General features: G+C 69.2%; 21 protein-coding genes, 2 tRNA genes and 1 pseudogene. 8 read left to right on the forward strand and 16 right to left on the reverse strand.

Annotated elements, in window-relative coordinates; genetic code table 11:
• Positions 1 to 23: 23 nt before the first annotated feature.
• Together ACZ6QO_RS26550 and ACZ6QO_RS26555 are read right to left on the reverse strand one after the other, a co-directional pair.
• Positions 24 to 1,787: an MOSC domain-containing protein gene (locus ACZ6QO_RS26550; RefSeq protein ID WP_465854325.1), complete on the reverse strand. Its 1,764-nt coding sequence runs from the start codon at positions 1,785 to 1,787 to the stop codon at positions 24 to 26.
• 536 nt (positions 1,788 to 2,323) lie between these two features.
• Positions 2,324 to 2,806 carry a MarR family winged helix-turn-helix transcriptional regulator gene (locus ACZ6QO_RS26555; protein ID WP_465854531.1) on the reverse strand — a complete coding sequence of 161 codons (483 nt, stop codon included), beginning with the start codon at positions 2,804 to 2,806 and terminating at the stop codon, positions 2,324 to 2,326.
• Between the two features lie 59 nt (positions 2,807 to 2,865).
• Here ACZ6QO_RS26555 and ACZ6QO_RS26560 point away from each other — a divergent pair, with 59 nt between their 5' ends.
• Complete coding sequence (locus tag ACZ6QO_RS26560) at positions 2,866 to 3,243, forward strand: cupin domain-containing protein (protein WP_465854326.1); 378 nt, start codon at positions 2,866 to 2,868, stop codon at positions 3,241 to 3,243.
• Positions 3,244 to 3,391: 148 nt separating this feature from the next.
• Here ACZ6QO_RS26560 and ACZ6QO_RS26565 read toward each other — a convergent pair.
• The 3 genes and pseudogenes from ACZ6QO_RS26565 to ACZ6QO_RS26575 form a co-directional block, all read right to left on the reverse strand.
• Positions 3,392 to 3,688: pseudogene (locus ACZ6QO_RS26565) on the reverse strand (class I SAM-dependent methyltransferase); the annotation flags it as partial.
• A 382-nt stretch (positions 3,689 to 4,070) separates the two neighbouring features.
• Positions 4,071 to 4,904 carry a nuclear transport factor 2 family protein gene (locus ACZ6QO_RS26570; protein WP_465854327.1) on the reverse strand — a complete coding sequence of 278 codons (834 nt, stop codon included), beginning with the start codon at positions 4,902 to 4,904 and terminating at the stop codon, positions 4,071 to 4,073.
• 63 nt (positions 4,905 to 4,967) lie between these two features.
• Positions 4,968 to 6,005, reverse strand: a complete 1,038-nt coding sequence (locus ACZ6QO_RS26575; protein WP_465854328.1) for a sigma-70 family RNA polymerase sigma factor — start codon at positions 6,003 to 6,005, stop codon at positions 4,968 to 4,970.
• A gap of 241 nt (positions 6,006 to 6,246) precedes the next feature.
• On the opposite strand from ACZ6QO_RS26575, the gene ACZ6QO_RS26580 reads away from it, so the two are divergent.
• Entirely contained in the window at positions 6,247 to 6,648 is a 402-nt protein-coding gene (locus ACZ6QO_RS26580) for an NmrA family NAD(P)-binding protein (RefSeq protein ID WP_465854533.1), read from the forward strand.
• 188 nt (positions 6,649 to 6,836) lie between these two features.
• Here ACZ6QO_RS26580 and ACZ6QO_RS26585 read toward each other — a convergent pair.
• The 7 genes from ACZ6QO_RS26585 to galU form a co-directional block, all read right to left on the reverse strand.
• Positions 6,837 to 6,910: transfer RNA gene (locus ACZ6QO_RS26585), tRNA-Ala, on the reverse strand.
• Positions 6,911 to 7,023: 113 nt separating this feature from the next.
• Positions 7,024 to 7,935: a divisome protein SepX/GlpR gene (sepX, locus tag ACZ6QO_RS26590; protein ID WP_465854329.1), complete on the reverse strand. Its 912-nt coding sequence runs from the start codon at positions 7,933 to 7,935 to the stop codon at positions 7,024 to 7,026.
• Between the two features lie 350 nt (positions 7,936 to 8,285).
• Positions 8,286 to 8,918, reverse strand: coding sequence for a GNAT family N-acetyltransferase (locus ACZ6QO_RS26595; protein ID WP_465854330.1), 633 nt, complete (start codon positions 8,916 to 8,918; stop codon positions 8,286 to 8,288).
• Positions 8,919 to 9,189: 271 nt separating this feature from the next.
• The gene (locus ACZ6QO_RS26600) at positions 9,190 to 9,669 is read right to left on the reverse strand and encodes a MogA/MoaB family molybdenum cofactor biosynthesis protein (protein ID WP_465854331.1); all 480 of its coding nucleotides are present in this window, start codon (positions 9,667 to 9,669) and stop codon (positions 9,190 to 9,192) included.
• Positions 9,666 to 10,094: a cyclic pyranopterin monophosphate synthase MoaC gene (gene moaC / locus ACZ6QO_RS26605; RefSeq protein ID WP_465854535.1), complete on the reverse strand. Its 429-nt coding sequence runs from the start codon at positions 10,092 to 10,094 to the stop codon at positions 9,666 to 9,668. The genes ACZ6QO_RS26600 and moaC overlap by 4 nt, the downstream gene beginning before the upstream one ends.
• A 38-nt stretch (positions 10,095 to 10,132) precedes the next feature.
• A complete protein-coding gene (gene glp / locus ACZ6QO_RS26610; RefSeq protein WP_465854332.1) occupies positions 10,133 to 11,341 on the reverse strand; it encodes a molybdotransferase-like divisome protein Glp in 1,209 nt (402 codons plus the stop codon).
• A gap of 61 nt (positions 11,342 to 11,402) precedes the next feature.
• Positions 11,403 to 12,335 (reverse strand): UTP--glucose-1-phosphate uridylyltransferase GalU, encoded by a 933-nt coding sequence (galU, locus tag ACZ6QO_RS26615; protein WP_465854333.1) that lies wholly within the window; start codon positions 12,333 to 12,335, stop codon positions 11,403 to 11,405.
• Positions 12,336 to 12,359: 24 nt separating this feature from the next.
• Between galU and ACZ6QO_RS26620 the strand changes: the two genes are divergently transcribed.
• Positions 12,360 to 13,010, forward strand: a complete 651-nt coding sequence (locus ACZ6QO_RS26620) for a 5-formyltetrahydrofolate cyclo-ligase (protein WP_465854334.1) — start codon at positions 12,360 to 12,362, stop codon at positions 13,008 to 13,010.
• 53 nt (positions 13,011 to 13,063) lie between these two features.
• Here ACZ6QO_RS26620 and ACZ6QO_RS26625 read toward each other — a convergent pair whose 3' ends face one another.
• On the reverse strand, positions 13,064 to 14,239 hold the full coding sequence (locus tag ACZ6QO_RS26625) for an LCP family protein (RefSeq protein ID WP_465854335.1): 1,176 nt from the start codon (positions 14,237 to 14,239) through the stop codon (positions 13,064 to 13,066).
• A gap of 126 nt (positions 14,240 to 14,365) precedes the next feature.
• On the opposite strand from ACZ6QO_RS26625, the gene ACZ6QO_RS26630 reads away from it, so the two are divergent.
• From ACZ6QO_RS26630 to ACZ6QO_RS26645, 4 genes are all read left to right on the forward strand, one after another.
• Positions 14,366 to 15,868 (forward strand): potassium/proton antiporter, encoded by a 1,503-nt coding sequence (locus tag ACZ6QO_RS26630; protein WP_465854336.1) that lies wholly within the window; start codon positions 14,366 to 14,368, stop codon positions 15,866 to 15,868.
• A 153-nt stretch (positions 15,869 to 16,021) separates the two neighbouring features.
• Positions 16,022 to 16,390, forward strand: coding sequence for an FmdB family zinc ribbon protein (locus ACZ6QO_RS26635; protein ID WP_465854337.1), 369 nt, complete (start codon positions 16,022 to 16,024; stop codon positions 16,388 to 16,390).
• 279 nt (positions 16,391 to 16,669) lie between these two features.
• On the forward strand, positions 16,670 to 17,476 hold the full coding sequence (locus tag ACZ6QO_RS26640; RefSeq protein WP_465854338.1) for an S-methyl-5'-thioadenosine phosphorylase: 807 nt from the start codon (positions 16,670 to 16,672) through the stop codon (positions 17,474 to 17,476).
• 454 nt (positions 17,477 to 17,930) lie between these two features.
• On the forward strand, positions 17,931 to 18,713 hold the full coding sequence (locus ACZ6QO_RS26645) for an SAF domain-containing protein (protein ID WP_465854339.1): 783 nt from the start codon (positions 17,931 to 17,933) through the stop codon (positions 18,711 to 18,713).
• A 57-nt stretch (positions 18,714 to 18,770) separates the two neighbouring features.
• Here the strand turns inward: ACZ6QO_RS26645 and ACZ6QO_RS26650 are convergent, their stop codons facing one another.
• Entirely contained in the window at positions 18,771 to 19,856 is a 1,086-nt protein-coding gene (locus ACZ6QO_RS26650; protein ID WP_465854340.1) for a D-alanyl-D-alanine carboxypeptidase family protein, read from the reverse strand.
• Positions 19,857 to 21,590: 1,734 nt separating this feature from the next.
• Here ACZ6QO_RS26650 and ACZ6QO_RS26655 point away from each other — a divergent pair.
• Positions 21,591 to 21,663, forward strand: a tRNA-Arg gene (locus ACZ6QO_RS26655).
• Positions 21,664 to 21,902: 239 nt separating this feature from the next.
• On the opposite strand, the gene ACZ6QO_RS26660 is transcribed toward ACZ6QO_RS26655, so the two are convergent.
• Both ACZ6QO_RS26660 and ACZ6QO_RS26665 read right to left on the reverse strand, forming a co-directional pair.
• Positions 21,903 to 22,772, reverse strand: a complete 870-nt coding sequence (locus ACZ6QO_RS26660; RefSeq protein ID WP_465854341.1) for a DUF5677 domain-containing protein — start codon at positions 22,770 to 22,772, stop codon at positions 21,903 to 21,905.
• Between the two features lie 220 nt (positions 22,773 to 22,992).
• Positions 22,993 to 24,366: an IS1380 family transposase gene (locus ACZ6QO_RS26665; protein ID WP_465854342.1), complete on the reverse strand. Its 1,374-nt coding sequence runs from the start codon at positions 24,364 to 24,366 to the stop codon at positions 22,993 to 22,995.
• Between the last annotated feature and the right edge of the window lie 459 nt (positions 24,367 to 24,825).

The following is a 24,825-nucleotide window of genomic DNA, read 5'->3' on the forward strand; positions in this document are numbered from 1 at the left end:
GGTCGCAGGTCACAGGGCGCAGGTCACAGGTCCAGGACCAGGTCCACGGACGGCTGGGAGCAGCAGATCAACGCGTTCCCCTCGGCGGGGACGTCGATCGGCTCAGGTGAATAGTCGACGCGGCCGGACAGGAGGGCGGTCTCACAGGTGTGGCACACGCCGGTACGGCAGGACCACCGGGCGGGTACGTCGCACGCCTCGGCCAGTTCCAGCAGGCTGCCGTACTCCTGGTCCCAGGCGACGGTGATCCCGCTGCGGGCGAACGACACCGTCGGCCCGGCGCCCGCGCCCGACGGCCGCGCAGGCAGGTGCGGGGCGCGGGCCGCGTCCGGGAGCACCCCCGGCCGGATGGCCGCCGGCGCGCCGAAGATCTCGGTGTGGACGCGGGCGGGCGCGATCCCCAGGTCCACGAGGGCCTTGGACATGTCGTCCATGAAGCCGACCGGTCCGCAGATGAAGGCGTCGGCGTCGGCCGGCAGGCCGAGCCCGCCGATCCGCTCCGCGGAGAGCCGTCCCGCAGCCGTGTAGTCCTCTCCGAGACGGTCACCGGGGAACGGCCTGCTGTAGGAGACGTGCACGCGGGCGGCGGGCAGGCGCTCCAGCAGCGCGCGTACCTCCCGCGCGAAGGGATGACCGGCGCCGTCCCGGGCCCCGTGCAGCCACCACACCGGGCGCCGCGAGCAGGCGTCCGCGAGAGCGTGCAGCATGGCGAGGACCGGGGTGGCCCCCACGCCGGCGGAGATCAGCAGGACGGGCCGGTCGCCCTTCGTGAGGACGAAGGTGCCGCGCGGCGCGGCGACGTCGAGGACGTCGCCCGCCTTGACGTGGCGGCGCAGGTGTCCGCTGCCGGCCCCGTGCGGCTCCTGTTTGACACTGATCCGGTACTCGGGGGCGCCCGGCCGCCCGGAGAGCGAGTAGGTGCGGATCAGCGGCGGTCCGCCGGGTCGCGGCCACAGCCGCAGAGTGAGGAACTGCCCCGGCAGCGCGGCGGGCAGCGGACCGTCAGGCGAGGCGAGGACCAGCGAGAAGATGCCGCTGGTCTCCGGCTCGACGCGGGCGACCCTGAGCGGGCGGAACCCGGTCCAGGCGGGCGGCGGGCTCGTGGCGGCCGCGGTGAGCCCGCGGTTGCCGGTGGCCGGCCCGTCCCCGCCGTCCAGCAACTCCTGCAGGGAGTTCTTCCAACCCGGGCTCAGCGCCGGGATGCGCAGTCCGCGTTTCAGCTGCTCAGGCGGGTGACCCGGCAGGTAGAGCAGGGCGTCCATCTCGGCGACGGTCATCCCCTCGGGACCACCGGAGATCTTGACGATCTCGTCGCCGGCCTCCACCTGTCCTTCGCTGAGGACGCGCATGTAGAAGCCCGGCCGGCGGTGCGACACCAGGAGCGCGGCCATCCGCGGCTCCCCCATGCGCAGTCCGACGCGGTAGCAGGTCACCCGGGGCTGGGTGACCTCGAAGACCGCGCCGCCGATGCGGTAGCGGTCACCGATGCAGACCTCCTGGTCCGGCATCCCGTCGACGGTGAAGTTCTCCCCGAACTGGCCGTAGGTGAAGTCGTCCCTGTTCAGCTGCTCCTGCCAGTACCGGTAGGAGTCGAGTTGGTAGACCAGGACGGCGCGCTGCTCGCCGCCATGCCCGGCCAGGTCGCCCTGACCGTCGCCGTCGACGTTCAGCCGCCGGACCATCCGGGGCCCGGTGACGGACTCCTTCCACACACCCGTGTGGACGGTCGATCCGTTCCAGGCGACGTCCTTGGGCATACCGACGTTCAGGGAGATCAGAACGGCCACAGCGCATCCCCTCCGGTATCCGGTATCCCGTATCGGCCGGCCTCGTGACCGCCGCCGTCCGGCTCGACCGCCCTCCGCTCCTCGTCCGGATCGAAGCGGAAGAAGTCCGTCCGGCGCCGACCACGAGGAGGGCACGATGTCGTCAGCATGGTGTTCGCCCGCGTAGCAGGGCCGGCTGAGCCGGATGCGGCCGTCCACCCCGCGCATCCGGAAGCCCGTACGACTCCGGGGACGCGGTTCGTCCTCGTGACAACCCGGTCGGGGCGGGCCGATCGTCACCTCATGCCACCACTACTTCAGCAGCCTAGGACAAGGGCCCGCCGGCCCCACCGGAGGCATGCCCGGCACCGGCCCGTGAACCAGGCGAAAGGCCGGGCGGCATCCGGGCTCGTTCGGGGCCATTGTCGTGCGAGGCGGTGAGACGGGCGGGGCCTGCGGCGTCGAACCGGTGGCGAGCACGACCGGGCGGTCCGACCGTCAATCGTGGACGGGGAAGCCCCGGGCGGAGTCCCGACCTGCGTTGCTCGAAGGGCTCGTCACGGTGAGTTGAACCACTGCGGGGTGTCAAGGCGGAACACGTCGGACGGCGTGACCTTGCGCAGGTCCTCCACCATGGCCCGCAACCGCTCCTCGCCGATGGTCTCGGCCCACTGGTCGCGCAGCTTCCCGAAGATCCGCTCCGATCGCTCCAGCGCGTCGTGGGCGTGCGGGGTCAGCGTGTAGGTCTTACGGCGCGCATCGTCAGGATCGTGCCCGGGCCGCAGGTAGCCGAGCCCTTCCAGCATGCCGATGGTCTTGCCCGCCGCTTGCTTGGAGACTCCCAGCACCCGGCCCAGGTCGGCCGCCGTGGCCCCGTACCGGCCGCCGGCCCGCATGATGGCCTGGAAGACGAACCCGTGCATGGGTCGCATCTGCGGATGGCCCTGCTGGGCGAGCTCCTCGTGCAGCTCGTCGATGAGCACCCGAAACCCCAGCAGCAGCCGCAGCGGCAGTTCGAAGCCCGGCGGATCACTTGACACGATGGACAACCTCGTTAACTATATAGACAATTGCATTGTCCATCTTAGGGATGTGAACCGTGACGCTCGTCCGTCATGCCGAAAGTCGTCGATCCGAGACCCCGAACGCCGTCATGACCACCCTCGCCTCGCCGACCCTCGGCGGTGCGCGATCCTCCATCTGGCGCACCGAGGTCAAACCCGACGTGCAGGGCCCCGCCCACATTTTCGACGTCGAACAGATCTGGACCTTCCTCGAAGGGGAGGCGACCATCGAACTCGACGGCGAAACCTCCACGGCGGGCCCCGGCGACACGGCCGTACTACCCGCCCACACCGCCCGCCGGTTCACCGCCGGCCCCCGGGGCTTCACGGCCATCGTCACGGCTCCCGCCGACGCGCACGCCTGGCCCCTCGGCGAGGCCGACAACAAGATCACACCCCCCTGGATCGCCTGACCGGCGCCATCGGAGATCACAGCCAGTAGATCCATCACCGGCTCCGCTCGTGGTCCGCGACGGCCTAGTCGTGCGAGCCGGCAACCGACAGCGGTACCTCGACGACGAAGAACGGAAAGGTGGTACTGCGTGAAAGGTCATGACAGTCGTCGGGGAACAGCTCACGGGCGGCCGGTCGGGCTGCGCTGGCGTCGATGCCGGTGACGACCGCACCACGGTCGTGCAGTGCGGCGGACAGAGGGCCCGAGCCGCATCCCGCGTCCAGGATCCGACGGCCGGCCACGTCTCCGGCGAGGGCCGACATCGCGGGGCGCTCGTAGTACGCGTTCACGAGGCTGTTCTCGTTCTCCGCCGAGTAAGCCTCGGCGAACCCGTCGTAGTCGTTCACCTGTCCCCGATCCACAGACCGGACGAAGCTTCCGGGCAACCCGGTTACGCGTTCCATCGTCGCAGGTCAGTAGTCACATGATCCACCGGTCAGCCCCTTGCCCACCCAGTCGAGCACCCGGAAGATCGAAAGGCCGTTTCCGGTCACGGAAACGGCCTTTGACCTGGGTGGAGCTAAGGGAGTTCGAACCCCTGACCCTTCGATGTGAGCCCCCGTGGGACGCATCGCCTTCGATCAACGGATGCCAACCGGTGCCGTCAAGTGCCGGGTCCGTGCCGTCTGACGATCTCGGCCAAGCCCGGGTATCAGCGGGTTCGCTGACTTTTCACTGTCTCCGGCCGGCCTTCGCCGATCATGAGTCCATCCTGGCTCCGGCCGTTCAGCCGAAGTTCGTGGTCCCTGCCCGGTAGGAGGGTGAACGCATCGACATGGCGAGGTCTCACGGACGCGAGTCGGTCTCCGCCTCACCGGTGCCCGGGACGTATGGGACGGAGAGGTGCTGATGGATCATCACCCAGGCGCCGTTCCGCCGCTCGAACACGCGGGTCCCCCGCGACCAACTGCTGAGGAACCCGCCGTCGGCCTGCTTGATCCGGACGTGGTTGAGCCCCCAGGCGACCGCCAGGTCCTCCCGGGCCATCACCTTCAGATCGGGGATGTCCCAGCTGACGGCGACGCCGGGCGCACCGAGGTTGTGTCGGCAGACCTCCCGTACGGCCTCGGCGCCGAGATACTGGAGGGGCTCCTCGTGCTCGTAGGACACGACGTCGTCGGCGACGGCGGCCATCATGCCGTCCAGGTCCCTCGCAGCGGTGGCCTCGAACCACCTTCGGTGGAGCCGGCGCACTTCCTGTTCGGCGCCGCCGTCCCGGCCGGCGTCGACGATCGGGAACGAGTGATGCTCGTGGGCGATGACCCACCGGCCCCCCTGCCTTCGCAACCCGAACGTCAGCCGTAGCCGGTTCTCCGGGTTTCCGGCGAACTGCTCCGGGGTGCCGCAGCGCAGCAGGGCGTGGGCGAAGGCGACGTCGCCGCCCGCGGTGACGTCCAGCGTCTCGATCTCGAAGACGGCCCCCCGCGCCTGCCAGCGGAAGAAGGGCGGCCACGTCCGGCGGTAGGACTCGACGCCGCGCACCCCCTCGTAGGGGGGCGGCACGTCGAACATCACGATGTCGTCGGCGTGGTCGGCGACCACCCCGTTCATTTCACCGCGGTGGACCGCCTCGGCCCAGCGCTCGATCAGGTCACGGATCTGTTCCTCGTCGGTGGGCATGAACCCTTGGTCCCTTCAGATCGGTGCATCTGTCGGGACTACAACCCGCGCGTCTCTGGAAACTCATCGCGGATCGCCGTACCGCTTCTCCTCCAGTTCCGATGGCAGGCCGAACGCCGGGAGGTCCGCGTCCAGGAACGAGACCACCTCGGCGATCCGGGTGCCGCGCAAAGTGAGCAGGTCCAGGCCTGCCGCGACGTAGACGGCTCGACGCCCGTCCCACATGTAAGTGCCGAACGCCAGTTGCCCGTTCGCGCGAGCGGGCAGGAAGCGCCAGCGTCGCTTCGCCACCGCCTCGGTCAAGAAGCCGCGGACGTCGATGTGACCCGCGTACCAGGTCGCCAGTGGCGGCATCGAATACCTGGCGTCCTCCGTCAACATCGCCACGATGGCATCGACGTCCGCGGCCTCCCAGGCTGTCGCGTACTTCCGGGCCAGCTCCCGCCGCTTCGCTTCACCCAACGCGTCCAGCGTCCGCTGCTGGGTGGTCTCCGGGAGCAGGGTCGCCATGACCTTGCGGGCCCGTTGCAGGGCGCTGTTGACCGCCGCGACCGTGCTCTCCAACGTGTCGGCGGTCTCCCGGGCGGTATAGCCCAGCACATCACGCAATACCAGGACCGCCCGTTGCGGACCGGACAGATGCTGCAGGGCTGCGACGAACGCCAGCTCCACGCTCTCCCGCGCCACCGCCCGGTCCTCCGGGACCTGCTCCGCCGTCCACCTCATCAAACGGTCGGGGTACGGTTCCAGCCAGGTCGCCTCGGCTTGCGGCGCTCCCGCCGGACTCAGATCCGCAGGCAGTTCCCGCCGCCCCCGCCGTTCGATGAGCGTCAGCGACCGGTTCGTCGCGATCTTGTACAGCCACGGCCGGATCGACCCGCGATCCTCGAACCGCTCCAGGTTGCGCCACGCCCGATCCATCGTCTCCTGGACCGCGTCCTCCGCGTCGTGGACCGAACCCAGCATCCGGTAGCAGTACGCGCGCAACTCGTCCCGCAGCGGCCCCACCAGGCATCCGAAAGCGGCATCGTCCCCGGCCCGAGCCGCGGCCAGCAGTTCCGTCGCACCACGCTCGTCCGCCCACCCAGACCCGAACCGCATCCGCCATCCCGTCCCATCCCGACCCGACGCGGGCCAGGCTACGTCGACTCACCGACACTCGATCAAGACCGGGGCCTATAAGTCGACACGGCACAGAAGTGACATGGCGCCGGCGCGCGACCCGGCGCGCGCCGGTAGAGGCGCCACCTGAGGGTGAAGGGACAGGGTAAGTCGATCAAAGTGGTTGGGGGTAGGAGTGCCAGGCCGGTCTCGCAGAGGTGTGCATCTCCTGGTGAGTGGCGTGGTCTGCCGGCCTGCGACGAGTAGGCTGATCGTTCGTCATCGAACGTCATCGAACCGGGGAGGTCGGCGTGGACTATGGCGACAAGCTCTTCTGGCTCTCGGTTGTGATTCAACGGAGGCGCCCGGCGGAGCCGTCGAGCTCGTCGGCGACGAGCTGACGGGCCCCCAGATCGCCGCGGCGTTCGGCGCGCGCGCCGGGCTCCCGGCACGGTACGAGGCCCTCCCGTTGAGCGTGCTTCCCAACGACCTCGACAAGGCGATGTTCCGCGAGTTCGCGAAGGCGGCGGAATACCCTTCGGACCTCGCGGTGGTGCGCTCGATCGAGCCGGCCCCCCTGGACCTGGTCGAGTGGATCCGAGCTACCGGCTGGACCGCGCCCACGAACGTGGCGGGTTCCTGAGCCGCCGGTCGACGGCGGAACGATCGGGCTCGCGCGGTCTTTGCTGATTTTTCGCTGACTCCGGGGCCGGAGATCTCCGGGTAGCCTCTGCTGTCCGCGTCCGGGGCAGGGTATCCCGAGGTCTGCTGAAAGTCCCTGAGCAGCAGAAAGGCCCGTCAGGTTCACGCCTGGCGGGCCTTGTCTCTGGGTGGAGCTGAGGGGATTCGAACCCCTGACCCCTTCGATGCGAACGAAGTGCGCTACCGGACTGCGCTACAGCCCCAAGGACTGGACCAGATTAGCAAACTTTGGGGACCGCCCGCGCCACCTGGGTGGCCGGGCGGCTTCTGAGTCTGCGTGCGAGCGCCGTGACGGGTGCCCGTTGAGTCGTCTCTGTCAGTCGCCTACGGCGCGGCGGGAGCGGTCGGCGTACTGGTCGAAGGGCTCGGCGCGCTTGCGGAACTCGATGATCTCGGCCTCGGCCTGCTGGGCCGCCAGTTCGAGGGCGCGCTGTCGCTCCTGTGCCCTGCGCCGCTGCTCGGCGTGGGCCTTCGCGGCGGCGATCCGGCGCTCGGCGTCCACGGCGACGGCCACCCGCAGGACGGACAGGTACGCCAGCACCACGACCACGGACGGCGCGACGCTCCACCACGGAGCCACGCCGACGGCCGCCGTCACGACCGAGGCGATGTGGAGCAGCACGCTGAAGAGCAACCACCGGCGGCGACGGGCCATGACACGGGCGCGGCGGCGGCGTTCGTCCAGGAAGGCCTCCGGCGCGGGCGCGTACTCGCCGACGAGGCCGTCATCGGGAAGGTCCTGGTGATCGGACCCGGTGAAAGTCTCCATGGACGTTCCGGCGGCAGGCTGGGAGGTGCCGGTGGGCGGGACGGCCGTGCTGGTGGTCAGGGAGGGGCTGGAGGTGCCCGTACCGGTGGGCAGAGGAGGGCCGGGGGTGTCCGTGCGGGTGGAGGTCTTGCCGGACGTCTTCTTCTCGGAGGCGCCGTCGGTGGAGGCGTTGCCGTTCCGGATGCCGGACGAGGAGGCGTCGATCTCCATGGTGATCTCGTCGTCGGCGGGGTCCGCGGCGCGGGCCTTACCGACGGGCGTCTTGGACACCGGGAGGTCGGCGAGGGTGTCTCCCTCGCCCTCTTCGCACTCGCCGGGCTCCTCGGCGCCCTCGTGCTCCTCGCCTTCGGCGTACAGGTCGGCGATGTCGAGCGTGTGGCGGTCGCGACGCAGCCACATGGGCACCAGGACGCACAGCCACATGAGAACGATGCCGAGATAGAGGAAGGCACTGCTCACGCGCCCACCTCCGGATGATGTGAGCCGGCCTGGCCCCGGCGGGCGCCGGAGGCGGGCGTGTGACGGGCGCGGCAGGCGGACGTACGGCGGGCATGGGAGGTGGCGGCGCGGCGGACGCGGGAGGTGGCGGTGTGGTGGCTGTGGGAGGTGGGTGGAATGGGGTTCGGGGGGCATGGAAGTGCCGTTGCCGGGGCAGCATGAACACAGCACGGGGCTTGGGCCGTCGCAAATGTGTTCACGTCACGCACCGTAGGACCGCATGTCACTGATTGACGAGCATTCGGTGCGGTGTGTCGCGAGATCGTCAACCCGTTTATCCCCAGGCCTACGTCAAGGCTTTCTATCGTCGGCTACGACAAGCCGTCATGGGCGGTCTTCTCCCTCGTCTGCCGCCACTGTGCGAGCAGCCCGCGCGGGACGTCCTCCAGAGTGAGGGCGTAGCAGATGTGGTCGCGCCAGGCGCCGTCGATATGGAGCTGCCGGCGGCGTACGCCCTCCTCGCGGAAGCCGAGCTTCTCGACGACGCGCCGGCTGGCGTGGTTCTCGGGCCGGATGTTGGCCTCCAGGCGGTGCAGGCCCACGGTGAAGAAGCAGTGGTCGACGGCCATCGCGAGCGCCGTGGGGATGATGCCGCGCCCGGCCAGCGTGCCGCTCACCCAGTACCCGACCTGCGCCGATCGCGCCGAACCCCACACGATGGCGCCCACGGTGAGCTGCCCGGCGAACGCCCCCCGGTAGGTCACCACCCACGGAAGCGCGAGCCCCTGCCTCGCCTCGCGCCGCAGGGTGCCGACCATGGAGATGTAGGGGCCGAGGCCGGTGCGGAACAGCGGGGTCTCGGGGTTGCTCGGTTCCCACGGACGCAGCCAGTCGGCATTGCGCAACCGCGTCTCACGCCAGGCGCTCACGTCGCGCAGGCGCAGCGGCCGGAGTGCCACCGGTCCCTCGGTCAGGGTCACCGGCCAGCCGCGAAGTCGATCCACGGAACAATCATCCCCTGTCCGACCCTGAATCCGCCATGGCAGCCACCGGGCGCTCTCTTTGACAGCGGCCGTCGATCATTTGTCGCGTCCCGCAGCGGCGCGTGCCAGTGCCGTCCGAGCGGATGGCGCCAGCGGCTGGCGGGTCTGTCACCGTGTCGGGTACGTCGGCACGCCACGCCTGCCCATCGCGTACGTCGGCACGTCGGCACGTCGGCACGTCATGGCAGTCTGCCGGGCACGTCAGCAGGAACATGCCAGGCCCGCGGGCAGGTCAGCCTCGGGGGTGGTCGCCGCCTCTGATCTGGTCGATGGCGTGCCGCAGGATGGGGGCGAGGATCGCCATGCCGTCGCGCACGCCGCCGGACGACCCCGGAAGGTTCACGATCAGCGTGTTACCCGCCTGCCCCGCCAGCCCGCGCGACAGGATGGAGGTGGGCACCTTCTCCCGGTTGGCCTGACGTACGGCCTCGGCGATGCCCGGTATCTCCCGTTCGATGACCCGTCGGGTCATCTCCGGGGTGAGGTCCTGCGGGGTCAGGCCGGTGCCTCCGGTGGTGACGATCACGTCGTACTGGGCGTGGACCCCCTCGCGCAGGGCGGCCTCGACGGGCTCGCCGTCCGGGACGACCCGCGGGCCGTCCACCTGCTCGCAGCCGGCCTCGGCGAGCAACTCGGCCAGCAGTTGTCCTGATTTATCGGGGTAAATGCCGGCAGCGGCCCGGTTGGAGGCCGTCACCACCAGCGCCCTCACGGCCGGGTCCAGACGCCGGTCTTGCCGCCCGTCTTCTCCTCCACCCGCACGTCGGTGATCACCGCCGCCGGGTCCACCGCCTTGATCATGTCGATCATCGCCAGTCCGGCCACCGACACGGCGGTGAGCGCCTCCATTTCGACGCCCGTGCGGTCGGCGGTCTTCACCCTCGCGGTGATCTCCACCCCGGAGTCGACCACGACGACCTCCACCTTGACCCCGTGCAGGGCGATCGGGTGGCAGAGCGGGATGAGGTCGGGCGTGCGCTTGGCCCCCTGGATGCCCGCGATGCGCGCCACCCCGATGGCGTCGCCCTTGGGCACCTCTCCCGATCGCAGGATGCGCACGGCCTCCGGCGACAGCAGCACCCGGCCGGTGGCGCACGCCGTACGGACGCTGACGTCCTTGGCGGACACGTCCACCATGCGCGCCGCGCCGGACTCGTCGATGTGCGTCAACTCGCTCACAGCGGGATCACCTCCACGACCGCCCCCTCCGGCAGGTCTGTGACATCTTCGGGCACCACGATCAGGGCGTTCGCCCCGGCGAGCGCGGCGAGCTGGTGGGAACCCTGCCCGTGCACGGGCGCCACCGAGGCGGAACCGCCCTTCGTGGTCAGCACGCCGCGCAGGTAGGAGCGCCGACCGGCCGGCGAGCGCAGCGCCGCGGCCGCCGTCGCGGTGACGGTCACGGGAGGACCGGCCGGCAGACCGCGCATCTTCGCGAGCGCCGGCTTCACGTACAGGACGAAGGACACATAGGACGACACCGGATTGCCCGGCAGCGTGAAGATCGGGACCTGGCGATCGCCCAGCAGCCCGAAGCCCTGCGGCATCCCCGGCTGCATCGCGACCTTCTCGAACCGGACGGTGCCGAGCGGCGACAGCGCCTCCTTGACGGGCTCGTAGGCGCCCATGGAGATGCCGCCGCTGGTGATCACGGCGTCGGCCTCGCCGAGCAGGGCGTCGAGGGTCGCGGAGAACGCTCGCGGGTCGTCGCCGACCGCGCCGCGCCGGGACGCCTCGCCGCCCGCCTGCCGGACGGCCGCGACGAGAGTGAAGCTGTTGGACTCCCAGATCTGCCCGTGCCCGAGCGGCGTCCCCGGCTCGACCAGCTCGGTGCCGGTGGACAGCACCACCACCCGGGGACGCGGATGAGCGAGCACCGTGCGCCGCCCCACCCCGGCCAGAATGCCGAGCTGGGCCGGGCCGATGACCGTACCCGCGGGCAGTACGAGATCGCCCGCCCGGACGTCCTCGCCCGACCTGCGGATCGCGTTGCCCGGCGGCGGCGGACGGCGGATCGCGACCTTCACCGTGCCGCCGTCGGTCCACTCGACCGGCACCACCGCGTCGGCGCCCTCGGGCACCGGCGCGCCGGTCATGATGCGCGTCACGAACCCCCGCTCGACCGCCCGCCGCGCGGTGTCCCCGGCGGCCACGTCGATCGTCACCGGCAGCACCACGGGGGCGTCCTCGCTCGCCCCCGCGACGTCCTCGGCCCGTACGGCGTAACCGTCCATGGCCGAGTTGTCGAACGGCGGCAGCGCGACGGGCGAGGCGACGTCCTCGGCCAGGGTGGCGCCGAGCGCCGACTCCAGATCGACCGGCACAGGGTCGAGCGGACGCACGGCGCCGAGGATGTCGGCCAGATGGGCGTCGACCGTTTTCATGGCAACCACCTCCGTGGAGATCGCGGGAGACCGTGCGGCTCGTCCACTCAGGAGGACTCGTTCACTCGGACGACTCGGAGGACGCCGACGACTCGGAGGACTCGTTCAGGAACTCGCGCAGCCACGGGATGAACTCCGGCGCCAGATCAGGGCGATCGGCGGCGAACTGGACGACGGTGCGCAGATAGTCGAGCTTGTTGCCGGTGTCGTAGCGGCGGCCGCGGAACAGGACGCCGTGGACGGGACCGCCCTCCTCCGTGGAGCGGCCCGCGAGCTCCAGCAGGGCGTCGGTGAGCTGGATCTCGCCACCGCGGCCCGGCTCGGTGTTCTCCAGCACCTCGAACACGGCGGGGTCGATCACGTAGCGTCCGATGACGGCCCAGTTGGACGGCGCCTCGTCCGCCGGAGGCTTCTCCACCAGCCCGGTGACGCGGACGACGTCGTCCTCGGAGGTCGGGAGGATCTCCGCGCAGCCGTACAGGGAGACCTGCTCCCTCGGCACCTCCATCAGCGCCACGACGCTGCCACCGTAGGTGTTGCGCACCTCGATCATCCGCTTGAGCAGGTGGTCGCGGTGGTCGATCAGGTCGTCGCCCAGGAGGCAGGCGAACGGGTGCCCGCCGACGTGCTGCTTCGCGCACAGCACCGCGTGGCCGAGGCCCTTGGGCTCCCCCTGCCGTACGTAGTGGAAGGTGGCGATCTCCACCGGTTCGAGAACCTGGGAGAGGCGCTCGGAGTCGCCCTTCGCGGCCAAGACCTCCTCGAGCTCGTAGGCTCTGTCGAAGTGGTCCTCGATGGAACGCTTGTTCCGGCCTGTCACCATGAGGAGGTCGAGGAGCCCGACCGAGACGGCCTCTTCGACGACATACTGGATGGCCGGCTTGTCGACGATCGGGAGCATCTCTTTCGGAGTCGCCTTGGTCGCCGGGAGGAATCGCGTGCCCAGACCGGCGGCGGGGATGACAACTTTCGTCACTGGATCGAAGTCAGCCATGAATGCACCTTAATGGAGGGCCGAGTGGACAAAGCGGAGCTGCGCCGGAGGATCGTCGCCGCACGAGCAGGGCTGTCCGATCCGCGCGGCTCGGCCACCGCGATCAGGGAAACGCTACTCGACCGGCCATGGGTGCAGATGGCCGGGCTCGTCGCGTGCTACTGGTCCTCGGGCACCGAACCGGCGACGCACAGCCTGATCCTGGCGCTCTGGAAGCACGGCACCACGATCATCCTTCCCGTTCTGCGGTCTGACGACGACCTTGACTGGGCGGTCTACGACGGGCCCGACTCGCTGGCTCCGGGGCCGCGCGGCCTGATGGAGCCGGTGGACACCAGGCGCGGCGTGGACGCGATCCGCACGGCCGGCCTGGTCATCGTCCCCGCCCTGGCCGTGGACGCCGCCACCGGCGTCCGGCTCGGGCGCGGCGGCGGTTCGTACGACCGGGCGCTGGCGCGGGTCGGGCCGAACGTGCCGACGATCGCCCTGCTCCACGAGGGCGAGCTGATCGACGGCGTCCCGGCCGAACCGCACGACCGCCCCGTGTCGATGGCCGCCCTGCCGTCCGGCATCGTCACCTTCCGAGACGCCGGCGGGGCTTCGGCGGATGCCGGCAACCCTTCGGTGGATTCCGGCGAGCCTTCGGCTGATCATCTGGGACAGCGGACCGGCTGAGGCCGCCGATCGCCGCGGGGACGTCTGGCAGGGAAGCGGGGAAGTCAAAGAAGCTAGGGAAGGATCTGCAGGTCGTTCAGGCCGCCGTTCTCACTGAAGTACTCCTCCAGGTCGTCGTTCCTGACCGCGTCGAAGAAGCTCCGGCCCGCCTTCCGGTCCAGGCGCACGATGCTCGCGCCCTTGACCGTGGCGGTGCCGAGCGTTGGGATCGTGGTGGAATCGACGGTTTCCGGCCGAATGTCGCGCAGCTCCAGGGCCAGGTCGCGCAGCGTACTGAGCGTCACGCCGGAGTCGACGCTGACCGCCCGGGTGAGCGCCTCGAGGAAGTCGTTGAGCTTGAGCGGGTCGGTCAGCATGTCCCTGCTGACGATCTTGTGCCCCAGGGCGCCGATGAACGCCTGCTGCCGCTTGATCCGGTCGAAGTCGCCGCCCGGCAGGTTGTACCTCTGGCGGACGAACAGCAGCGCCTTCTCGCCCTCCAGGTGCACGAGCCCCTGCGGCCAGGTGACCTTGTTCATCGGGTCGTACACCTTGCGCGCGACGTAGACGTCGACGCCGCCGATGACCTGCGTCATCGTGATGAACCCTTTGAAGTTCAACGCCGCGAAATGGTCGATGCGGACCTTGGTCAGGCCTTCGACGGTCTTGATCAGCAGCTTGGGGCCGCCGAACGCGTACGCCGCATTGATCTTGTTGTTTCCGTGGCCGGGGATGCGGACATAAGAGTCGCGGGGGATTGCGATGAGAGTGAGCCGTTCCCGGTCGGCCGGGACATGAACCATCATGATCGTGTCGGCCCGCTGGGAACCCGACTCGCCCGGCCGCTTGTCCGATCCGATGAGCAGCCAGTTCTGCGCGTCGCCCACGGCCTTGCCCGGCCGCCCCGCCTCCTCCGGGAACGCTCCAGGGATACGCTCGATATTGCCGTTGAGCGTGATCTGACGTTCCATCACGACCGCGAACCCCGCCGCCACCACCATGGCGAGAACCAGCCCGGTCGCGATCGACAGTCGGCGTAAGAGCCGTCGCTTCTTGCGCGGTCTGGCGACGTCGGGCCGCCGCACCGGCTCGGCCGACTCGGGCGTTCCGTGCGATTCAGGCGGCTCGGGCGGCTCGGGCGACCCGGATGACCAGGGCGATTCGGACGCCGCCAGGGGGACGACCTCCTCGCCGTCGACGTAATGGTCCTTCCTCGCGCTCTCCAGGACCGGGGAAGTGTCGTCGGCCAATTTCGTCCCCTGAGAACCGGTTGTACGACGTCGTTTGTGTCGGGTGTGACGGTAGCTCATAGCTGTTGTTCGTGGTAGTGGCCAATACGAATACGACATAATGGACCGCGACATGGAGGGGAGCCAGTGAATCTGAATTTCTGGTTGCTCCTCGCGTCGATCGTCGTCATCGCGGCCATCGCCTCGGTGCGCGTGGCCCACCGCACCGGCCTGCCCAGCCTGTTGATCTACCTCGGTTTCGGAATCCTGCTCGGCGAGGCCGGCCTGGGTTTGCAGTTCGAGAACGCGTGGCTCGCCCAGCAGATCGGCCTGGCGGCGCTGGCGCTGATCCTCGCCGAAGGCGGTCTCACCACCAACTGGGATCACGTCCGGCGGGCCGTGCCCCCCGCGGTCGTCCTCGCCACCGTCGGAGTCGCGGTGAGCATCGTCGCGCTGGCCACAGCGGTGCACTACCTGCTCGGCATGGACTGGCGCACGGCCCTGCTCCTCGGCGCCATCCTGGCGTCCACGGACGCGGCCGCCGTGTTCTCCGTCCTGCGGCGCCTGCCCCTCCCCGAACGCCTGTCCGGCATCCTGGAGGCCGAGTCCGGATTCAACGACGCGCCGACGGTCATCGTCGTCATCATGCTCAGCCAGGTCAGCACGCCGATGCCCAGCGTGGGGCATGTCGTGCTGGACGCCGCGGTCGAACTGGGCATCGGCTCCGCCGTCGGCCTCGCGGTCGGCCCCCTGGGCGGTTACGCCCTGCGCCGGGTCGCCCTGCCGGCGTCCGGTCTGTACCCCATCGCCGTGCTCGCCCTCGCCTTCGTGGCCTACAGCGGCGCCGCGCTGCTGCACGGTAGCGGCTTCCTCGCCGTCTACCTGGCCACGCTGGTGCTCGGCAACATGCGGCTGCCCCACCGGGTACCGACTCGCGGCTTCGCCGAGGGAGCCGCATGGCTGGCACAGATCGGACTGTTCGTCATGCTCGGCGTCCTCGCCAGCCCGCTCGAACTGCCAGCAATGGTCATTCCGGGGCTGATCACCGGGCTTGTGCTGCTACTCGTCGCCCGTCCCCTGTCAGTGGTGCTCTCCGCCCTGGTCGTACGCGTGTCGGGCTCCGACCGGCTGTCCTGGCAGGAGCAGGCGTTCCTGTCGTGGGCCGGCCTGCGCGGCGCGGTGCCCATCGTGCTCGCCACCATTCCGTGGGCCGCGGGGATCACCGGCGCCAAAGGGGTGTTCAACGAGGTCTTCGTCATCGTGGTCGTCTTCACCATGGTGCAGGGGCCGACGCTGCCGTTCCTGGCCCGCCTCCTACGGGTCAGCGCTCCGGCCGAGGCGCGCGACCTCGGCGTCGAAGCGGCGCCGCTGGAGGAGCTGAACGCCGACCTGCTGCAGGTCTCCATCCCGCCGGGCTCCGGGCTGCACGGAGTCGAGATCTTCGAGCTGCGGCTGCCGTCCGACGCGGCCGTCACCATGGTCGTGCGGGAGGGCCGATCGTTCGTCCCCGAAGGCACCGCGCGGCTGCGAGCGGGGGACCAACTGCTCGTCGTGACCACGGCCGCGTGCCGCAACATCGTCGAGCGCCGCCTGCGAGCGGTCAGCCGCCGTGGCAAGCTCGCCGGCTGGTACGGCGAACGCGGCGAATGACCCGGCCGCCGCCTCGACCCGTTCCGGCCGCCCCCAACCGGCCCCGGTCTCATGACCGAGGACAGGGATTAGAACCCGTCCGGGTGGCGTTTAGCCTAATCGGCTGCGTACCATTAGCAGTCGCAGCGGTAGAGTGCCAATCTGCGTTGAGCCATGCTGAGCCATATTGAGGAGGAGCGCGTGCCCACCTACCAGTACGCCTGTACCGCTTGCGGTGAAGGGCTCGAGGTCGTCCAGCGTTTCACCGACGACCCGCTGACCACGTGCCCGAACTGCCAAGGTCAGCTGCGCAAGGTGTTCTCGGCCGTCGGCATCGTGTTCAAGGGTTCGGGCTTCTACCGGACGGACAACCGCTCCTCCGGCGCCTCGACCACCACGTCCACGACGTCGACGACGTCCACCGGCTCGTCGAGCTCCACCGGTTCCTCGGGTGCCGGCGGCTCGTCCGACTCGGGCTCCAGCACGCCGGCGAAGAAGGAGCCCGCCTCCGCGAGCACCACGCCCAGCACCTCCGCCGCCTGACGCCTGTCCGGGTTGTACGGCCGCGCACGCCGTACAACCCACCACCCACCCCCTGGTGAGCGCCGCCGCGCCCGGGCATCGAGCACGGCGAAAAGCGGCCGAGCACGGCGAGAAGGGCGCGGCCGCCTCGCCCGCCGAGCATGTCGGCCCACTGAGCACCGACCCGGCGAGCACTCCCGCCGACAACGACAATCGGCAACCGGCAACCGGCAACCGAGTTTTCCACAGGCTAACGATCCGCTCTCTCCGCCCCGCGCCCAGGACGCTAATCTCGGGCGCATGGTCATGACAGCTGACATCGGGGTCATCGGCGGCTCGGGTTTCTACTCTCTCCTCGACAACGCCGAAGAGGTCGAGATCACCACCCCGTACGGGTCACCGAGCGACACCATCACGGTCGGCCGCATCGGCTCCCGCACGGTGGCGTTCGTGCCGCGCCACGGCCGGGATCACCGCTTCCCGCCGCACCACATCCCCTACCGGGCCAATCTCTGGGCGTTGCGCTCCCTCGGCGTGCGCCAGGTGATCGCGCCGAGCGCCGTCGGCTCCCTGCGCGCCGAGTACGGTCCCGGCACCCTGGTGATCCCCGACCAGTTGGTCGACCGCACTTCCGGCCGGGTGCAGACCTACTACGACACGGGCGGCGCGGTGCACGTCCCCTTCGCCGACCCTTACTGCCCGGTCGGCAGAGCCCTCGCCTACTCCCGGGCCGAGGCCGACGGCTGGAACGCCGTTGACGGCGGCACCCTGGTCATCATCGAGGGGCCCCGCTTCTCCACACGGGCAGAGTCACGCTGGTTCAGCTCCAACGGCTGGTCCATCGTCGGCATGACCGGCCACCCGGAGGCCGTCCTCGCACGCGAGCTGGCGCTCTGCTACACCTCGCTGTCGCTCGTCACCGACCACGACGCGGGCGTCGACGCGGGCGAGGGCGTCACCCAAGACGAGGTCTTCGCCTTCTTCGCCGCCAACAGCGAGCGCATGCGCGCCCTCGTCGGCTCGGTCGTCGCTGAGCTCCCCCTCGACCGTGCCTGCCCATGCGGCGACGCCCTGAACGGCATCAAACTCCCCTTCGAACTCCCCTAATCCCCGCTTCCGACCACCTCCTTCCGTGCCTGCAGGCGTCGGTGGGAAGACCAGGCCGACCCGGCATGGCGGCGCAGTGGCCATCTGGCTCGTGGTCGCGCCGCCCTTGCCGGAGACGCAGACCACCTGGCCTCTCCCCGCCGAGCCCCGGATACGCCTGCCCGGCGCGGCGATACCCCATGCCCTCGCCCAGCACGACGGCCGCCAGCCTCGCCCCGCACGACGGCACCCCACACCCCGACCAATGGGCATCAACGCCCGCAAGCCCTCAGATCCCAGGGTCCGGACTACCAACCCAAGGTGCCGTCAACCGATCGGAGGCGCCGGACAACCGACGATCGGAAGCAACCGCCCCGCACCGATGCGCCAGCGGGGTGTCCAACCCCTGCACAGCGGGTGTCCACCTCCTACGCCGTCATACCGCCACCCCAACCACCACGAACAGGAGTCAGCGATGCGGCGCGTCGTCCCCGTTCGCGCAGTTCGGCTGCTCAACCGGCGCCGCCGGCTCGTGGCCGTCGTCCTCGCCGCGCTGGGCACCGCGTGTGCCGGCCTCGCCGTACGTCCCCCTCCCCTGATCCCGATCCTGGCCGCCGGCCACGACCTGAGCGGAGGGACGCTGTCGGCGTCCGACCTGACAGTCGTCCGCCTGCCAGAAGAGGCCGTCCCCGACGGTGCCCTGCGTCCGGGAGCCCGGGTGACCGGCCGCGTCCTCACCGGACCGGCCCGGCGCGGCGAACCCATCACCGACCTACGCCTGCTCGGCCCCGCCCTCATCGACGCCTACGGCCCCGCCATGGTCGCGACTCCGGTGCGTGTCACGGACGCCGCGTCCGCCCGCCTGCTCCGCCCTGGCGACGTCATCGACGTGATCGCCTCATCCGCCGGCTGGGACGACCTCACCCCGCCCTCGGTGGACACCACCGCGCTCCCCGACCACGGCGAGGCCCTGAGCACCACGCGACCGTCCCCCTCCACCACCCGAGACACCCTCCCGCCGCCGGCGACCCTTGGAGTCTCGAACCGCCGAACCTCCACAGCGGCGCATGCCGTCACGGTCATCGCCGTACCGCACGGGCCACGCTGGGGCGCTTCCGCGGACTCCATGGCCGAAACCGGCGCCCTGGTCGTCCTCGCCACCACACTGGACCAAGCGGCGCGGCTCGCCCAAGCCGGCACAAGCTCACGCCTCTCCATCACCATCCACGGCCGAACCCCGACCACGAACCCTCACTGACCCGACCAGAAGGGCCAACGGCGTGATCGGGGACCGCTCACAGAACTCGAAGAACGCTCACAGCAACGATCCCAGCTTGGGGTCGTACTCCCAGTGCCAAGGCTCAAAGGGACTGCTGTAGGCCCAATCGGGGTGGATCCAGCCGAACCGCTTGCCATTGCCCTCAAGCCAGTTGAACTCCACCGACCGGAAGACCTGGACGCCGCCACACAGGTCCACCGCAAGGCCGAGCCCGTGGTTGCTACGCCCCGGCACCGCGGCGAACCCCGGCCTCCGATAGAAGATCGACTGCTGCTGCGCCAGGTTGCGGTAGCTGTCCGTCACGCACATCGGCCTGCCGAACCGCTTGCGGTAGGCCTCGTTGAGCGCCACGAACGCGATCGCCGCGTCGGCCCGCAGCTCACGTCCTCGTTGCTGCAACGGGCACAGGACGTCCGCCGGAAGCAGCCCGTTCGGAAACTGCGCGGCGGAGCTCACCCGGGTCGGGTCACACGCCGCGCCCGACCGACCGCCCTGGTTCACGCGCACGCCCAGCTTCACAAGAGTCCGCGAAAGCGACTTTACAACGGTCGCGGACCGCTTCCTGAGCGTATCGATCTCCACGCTGAGCTGGGCCTCGACCAGCAGCTTGGTCGCCCGGAGTTCCTGAGCCTCAGCGGCCAGCTTCTGCTGCTGCTGATACAGGCGTCCGGCGTCCGCGAGTATCTCGTCCCGCCCGGACACCAGGTACGTCATGTCGCTCAGAGCCCGGAGGCTCGCATCATCGTCGCCATTGAAGAACGGCGCGATGTCGCCGCCGGAAGGCACCTGGTACAGCGACTGGATCAGATCGGCGAGCGGCTGGCGCATCTTGGACAGCTCAAGGTTGGCCGTGCGCAGCTGCTCCAGCTTGCCCTTGAGTTCTTTGTCGGCCTTCACCAGCGTCGTCTGGCGCTTCTCCAGCGCCTTGGTGGCGTCCGCCAGCGCCTGGGAAGACTTCTCCGCCTCGCGGCGCAGCTCTGTCAGGTTGGTCGGGTCAGGTTTTCGGCCGGCCGCTTCGTGCGTTGCGGATCGCGCGTGCGCCGCGCCCGGCGAGGCCATGCTGAGCATGGAAATCATCGCCATAAGGACCGCGACCAGGCCGGCCGATCGAGGAGATGGCACGTTAAGGACCCCTCCATGTACGAAATCGTGACCTGCGCCCGCACGCACGTTACTACAGCAAGCTGACTGCCCGGGGCGGAGTAGCGAGAGCCGTTATGTACGGATCACGCCTTTTGCCCCGCCCACCTCCCCCCCACCCCGCACTTCCGCCCCCTCTCCCCCGGACACCTCTCCCCCGATCTCCCCATGTCCCCCAAGGCCCTCCGCGTCTCCTTCGTTCTCCCCCGGTCCCCACGTCCCCCAGGCCCCCATGTCTCCTTCGTTCTCCCTCGGTCTCCTCACACTCCCAAGGCCCCAAGCCCCCCTCGGTCTCCCTCGACCTCCCCCACGAAAGATCACTCCCGCCCACACAAACCCTCAGGCAATACGGCGGACCCTCCACTCACCGCTCCAACCCCAACCTCGACCACCACCCATCTAGCCGTCCCATCCCCAGCCCCCCGCCTCTCCCTCCCGAGCTAGCGCACCCCCTCCCTCCCGAGGCGGCTTCACGCCTCCCCGCCGATGCGACCTCGCGCTCCCCCGGATGACCGCCCGCCCAGACCGCCCAGACTGGCGAGGAGAAGGCAACGAGCCGCTAGCACCAGATCGGCCGGCACCCGCTCCACATTCCCTGGCCAGCCCGCCTTCCCGACCGCCCGTCGCCCCCACCCCGCGCCCAGGCGCCTCGCCCGCACCTCGCCCCGTCCACCTCTCAGGAAAGGACTCCGTCCGCCTCTCAGAAGAGGACCCTCCTCGCCCTTCCGAGAATCCGCCTCCCGCCCGGGCACCGGAGATCGGCCGCCCCACCCGCCCTTTCGAGGGTCCGCCTCCCTTCCGAATGTCGGAGAATGGCCGCCCCACCCTCGCCTCCGAAGACCCATGCCTCGTTCCCGCTCCGGCAGACCGCTTCCCCGCCCCTACTCCGGTAGAAGGTCGTGCCGCCCTGGCCTCCGCAGATCCCCTGCCCGGCCGCGCATCCGGCACTTGCCCGTCCAGCGGCTGACGCGCACGCACGTCCGACAGCCGCCGGGCCCGCCCACCCCCATCCGCTCGCGTCTGCGCCCAAGAAGGCGGACGCTCTCCCCCAGCGCTTCCACCCCCCACACCTCCGGCCCCGGTGTCCAGCTCCGAACCCCGTACGACCGCTTCTCCATCCCCCCACCGGCCCGGGGCACGCTGCGGATCGCCCAACCCCGCACGCCCCGACGAACCACCCATCCCACAACCAACCGACCGCTGATCAGCCGCAAGCCGCCCCGCATCGCTACGTCGACCAACCGACGACGACGCACACGAAACCCCGCGGCGCTTCCCAACAGGCGTCACCAACGGCGGCACCCGACCCTCATATTCGAATTCGGCATGCGGTGGCGCCGGCAGGGGCGTGACGAAGTACGCGCTGGGCACGTCACCCCACCGTGCCGCCGCCTTGACCTTCACCGCGTGCCGCGCCCCGCTTCGCGCCTGCTGCTCGTACCCGGTGAGCTCCGCGACAAGAAGCCCTACCGCGAGCACCGCGGGCGCCAGCATGGCCAACACAAGCACCCCAGGCCGGACACCCCGGCCTCTCTGCACACACTTACGTCGTTGCCCGCTCACGGAGCGCGACAATAGTCACTGACGGCTACCGAAAGTTGACAGCATGTCAGCCCTTTACTCCCGCACACCGCACACATGAGAGACCCGCCCGAAAGCCGCACCCCACCACGGCCCACACGGTGCCCGCCTTTCGGTACGCTTACTCCAGATCCCGCCTCCGTAGCTCAGGGGATAGAGCACCGCTCTCCTAAAGCGGGTGCCGCAGGTTCGAATCCTGCCGGGGGCACTCTCCTGACCTTGTCATCCATCACCTGACCTGAAGATCCCCCCGGGGTGACATGCACTCTTGTGCAGCCCCATGCCACTGAACGCAGTCCTGATTCACTGGCCACGGTCTATCCACGGGATGATCTTGTCCGCACGCCGACCAGGTCGCACGGGGGCCCACGGTCCACAGGCCAGGCCTGGACTCCAGCGCGAATCGGTCGCATCCATCGACCGATTCGAGACAGAAGATGATTTTGATCAGTTACCGAGCCAATCCTCGTGCAGACAGTCCACCTTGAGGCTGAAGTCGAGCAGCTGTTCGATCACATGCTTACGAATCACTTGTTCGTCTTCAGTACGGCCCTGCAGATAATCAAGGGCGGCACGACATAGGATGATCGCGGCACCTAGGAGGCCTTGAGGTCTCACGGGGCGTGGATCGAGTTCAGGCTCGAAGCCACCATCCACCTCCCGCAGATGATTACGGAACAGATCGTTCCACCCGCCATGTAACGCGTCGGAGCCGACGCGGTATGCAGGGTAAGCCGTCAGGCCGTAAGCGAGCTCAACTCGATTCAAAGCCGATGGCCAGCCAATGGCCCCGCGGCTTGGCAAAGCACTCAAGTCGACCGCAGCAGCCGCCGCTGCGCGGTCAATCGAGCGTTTGATCCTCTCCTCTATTGCCAGCTCTTTGCCACCACCTGCCTGAATCCGCCGCTGAACAGTCCTTAGGAACTCTCGCTCCGAGATCAAACTGTCCTGGATGTAGGCGTCATGTCGCTCGCCCGTCTCGTCTCCGCATAGAAAGTGCAGGTTGGCAAGCGTCTCTATCAGTTGGCGGAACAGGCCGAGCTGGAGAACACCTTGATCCCAGCACGCGTCCCGGATGAGAGCAACTGATAGCTTGCACCCTCTGGCGAGCAGGCCACACCGGATCGCAGAGTTGCGATCATGAGGTGAGGTAGGCGTGACAGAGGCAATGCAAGTTGCATTCATCGCGACACTTTTGAGTAGTTCAACCGCTGCATTGATGAACGGGTTCTCGTCTTTCGCCGCCGACAACTCACTCCAATCGGGCTCGAAGATCGGCATTTCATCCTGCTTCATCTCATCCGAAGCTTCACTCATAAGACCTCAACCTACGCGCCCACGATCAAATCCGCCTCCAGTTTTCTCTGCTTCTAGCCTCGATCTTTCGCGCTCATCCGGTGGCTGGCTGAGCGGTTCGGCTGGAGTTTGAAATCGTTGTCGTGGTCAGCGTGGTAGCCCGGCTGTCGCGTCGGGTGGGCGGGGTTCCACGGGCCCGCGGGGGTGTCCTTCCTGGGTTGTCGGGGCGGCTTGGTGCTGGTCAGGTCGGTGCGGGGAGCGCTTGGAGCCGGGTGATGGCGGCGGCCAGTTGGCCGGCCCAGGGCCACGATGTGGCCAGGCGGAGCCGTAGTCGGCGTCCGCCGCGGACCAGGCGGGCAGCGACGGCGAACAGGCGCAGCCGCAGCCGTTTGGGCTCATAGCGGCGGGCGGGCCCGTCCAGGGCGAGCATCTGCATCCAGGCGATGAGTTCGCAGGCCAGGGCGACGATCTCGCACCAGATCCGGTTCTGGGCGGCGTCGTGCAGCGGCAGGTTGCGCAGCCCGGTGTCCTTGGCGGCGCGGATGCGGTCTTCGCAGCGGGCGCGGCGGCGGTGGCGTAGCTCCAGGTCGGCGAGTTGGCCCCGCTTGGTGTTGGTGACGAAGCTGGTGAAGCGGTGCCCGTCGATGTCGGTGAAGCGCAGCTGCGCGCCCGGGTGCGGGCGCTCTTTGCGCACGATCAGGCGCATCCCTTTCGGCCAGCCGTCCAGCTTGGCCGGGCCGGTCAGCTCGGCGATCCATGCACCGGGCCGGACCTGGCCCTCGGCGTCGTAGGCGGGTGTCCACGCGTGGGCGGGCAGCGCCAGGATCGCAGCCTGGACTTCCTCGGTGAGGGTGAACCCGATCGAGTACGACAGCCGCCGCCCGGGCCGAGACAGCCAGGACAGAAACTCGTGGGTGCCGCCGCCGGAGTCGGTGCGGATCAGCACCTGACGCCGGCGGTATTTGGGGAGCTGGGCCAGGGCCAGCCGGGTCGCGTCGATGTGATCGGCGGCGGTGTTGGACCCGGCGTTACCGGGCCTCAGCAGCAGGGCCAGTGGTTCCCCGCCTCCGCCGGGGCCGTGGTCGGCGAAGACCGTCATCGGGTGGAATCCGAAGGTCTTCTTCCAGGTCGCCGCGGCCTGCTGCTTGTCGGAGTGGGCGATGACGATGGTCGCGTCGATGTCCAAGGCGATCAGCTCCCCGTCGGCGCCGGGGGCGTGTGTGCCGGCCAGCGTCCAGGCCCGCTCCCGGGCGGTGGCACGGGCCAGGCGGATTGCCTTCAACGCGCGGACGGGGTCGGCGGCCAAGCGGTCGATCAGCCGGGACACCGTGGGATCGGAGGCGATCAGGCCGAACAACTCGGGCTGGGCGCGCAGCATCGCGATGTCGGCCAGGCAGTCCCCGCCCAGTGCCAGGGTGAGGGCCAGATCGGCGATGACCTTACCCGGGTCATGGATCGCGCGGGCTGGCCGCCACCGCTCCAACTGCGCCGATAGCTCCCTGCCCAGGCCGGTGACTCGCAGCGTCTCCAGCAATAGCAGCCCGCCGGCCTGGGAGATGAGTCCCCGACCGTCTGCGGACACCACGATCTTGCGCTGCGAGGCGATAGTCTTCACGTGGAAAGTGCCTTTTGAGCTGATGCGGACAGGACCTTAGACAAGCCCAATCCTCCCAGCTCAAAGGCACTTTTCTCATGTAAACGATCAAGCCAGCACAAATTCGCCGCGAAAGCCCGAGGCTAGTGCTGCAGCGCCAACATTAAGTACTGGTCCACCTGCTGGATCGGTGATAGAGCGGCACCTGGCTCTCTCTAGGACATCGCGCCGCAAACCAGATGCGTCGTCGATGTCGATCGCCGCTACCCGCCTGCCCGAGCCAAGAACGTCGGAGTCGAGTGATAGAACATCGTCGACTCTGACAGCACGCGGAGGCGGGACCGAGCAGTTGTTACCCGAGATTCAGTGGCCTGGTTATCGCGAGATCGGGGCAGATCGCTTCGTTTCTGGACTAACGCGGCCCTATGCATCTTCTAACCTCAGGAAGCAAAAAGGATGTTTGATCCCACAGACCGTAGA

The organism is Sphaerisporangium sp. NPDC049457 (assembly GCF_055586705.1).

What these genes read in the sequence shown, in the direction of transcription:
- ACZ6QO_RS26570 (WP_465854327.1), bottom strand. Translation starts at nt 4,904, where the DNA reads ATGCCCACCGACGAGGAACAGATCCGTGACCTGATCGAGCGCTGGGCC.
- ACZ6QO_RS26575 (WP_465854328.1), bottom strand. Translation starts at nt 6,005, where the DNA reads ATGCGGTTCGGGTCTGGGTGGGCGGACGAGCGTGGTGCGACGGAACTG.
- moaC (WP_465854535.1), bottom strand. Translation starts at nt 10,094, where the DNA reads ATGGTGGACGTGTCCGCCAAGGACGTCAGCGTCCGTACGGCGTGCGCC.
- glp (WP_465854332.1), bottom strand. Translation starts at nt 11,341, where the DNA reads ATGAAAACGGTCGACGCCCATCTGGCCGACATCCTCGGCGCCGTGCGT.
- galU (WP_465854333.1), bottom strand. Translation starts at nt 12,335, where the DNA reads ATGGCTGACTTCGATCCAGTGACGAAAGTTGTCATCCCCGCCGCCGGT.
- ACZ6QO_RS26635 (WP_465854337.1), top strand. Translation starts at nt 16,022, where the DNA reads ATGCTGAGCCATATTGAGGAGGAGCGCGTGCCCACCTACCAGTACGCC.
- ACZ6QO_RS26640 (WP_465854338.1), top strand. Translation starts at nt 16,670, where the DNA reads ATGGTCATGACAGCTGACATCGGGGTCATCGGCGGCTCGGGTTTCTAC.
- ACZ6QO_RS26645 (WP_465854339.1), top strand. Translation starts at nt 17,931, where the DNA reads ATGCGGCGCGTCGTCCCCGTTCGCGCAGTTCGGCTGCTCAACCGGCGC.
- ACZ6QO_RS26660 (WP_465854341.1), bottom strand. Translation starts at nt 22,772, where the DNA reads ATGAGTGAAGCTTCGGATGAGATGAAGCAGGATGAAATGCCGATCTTC.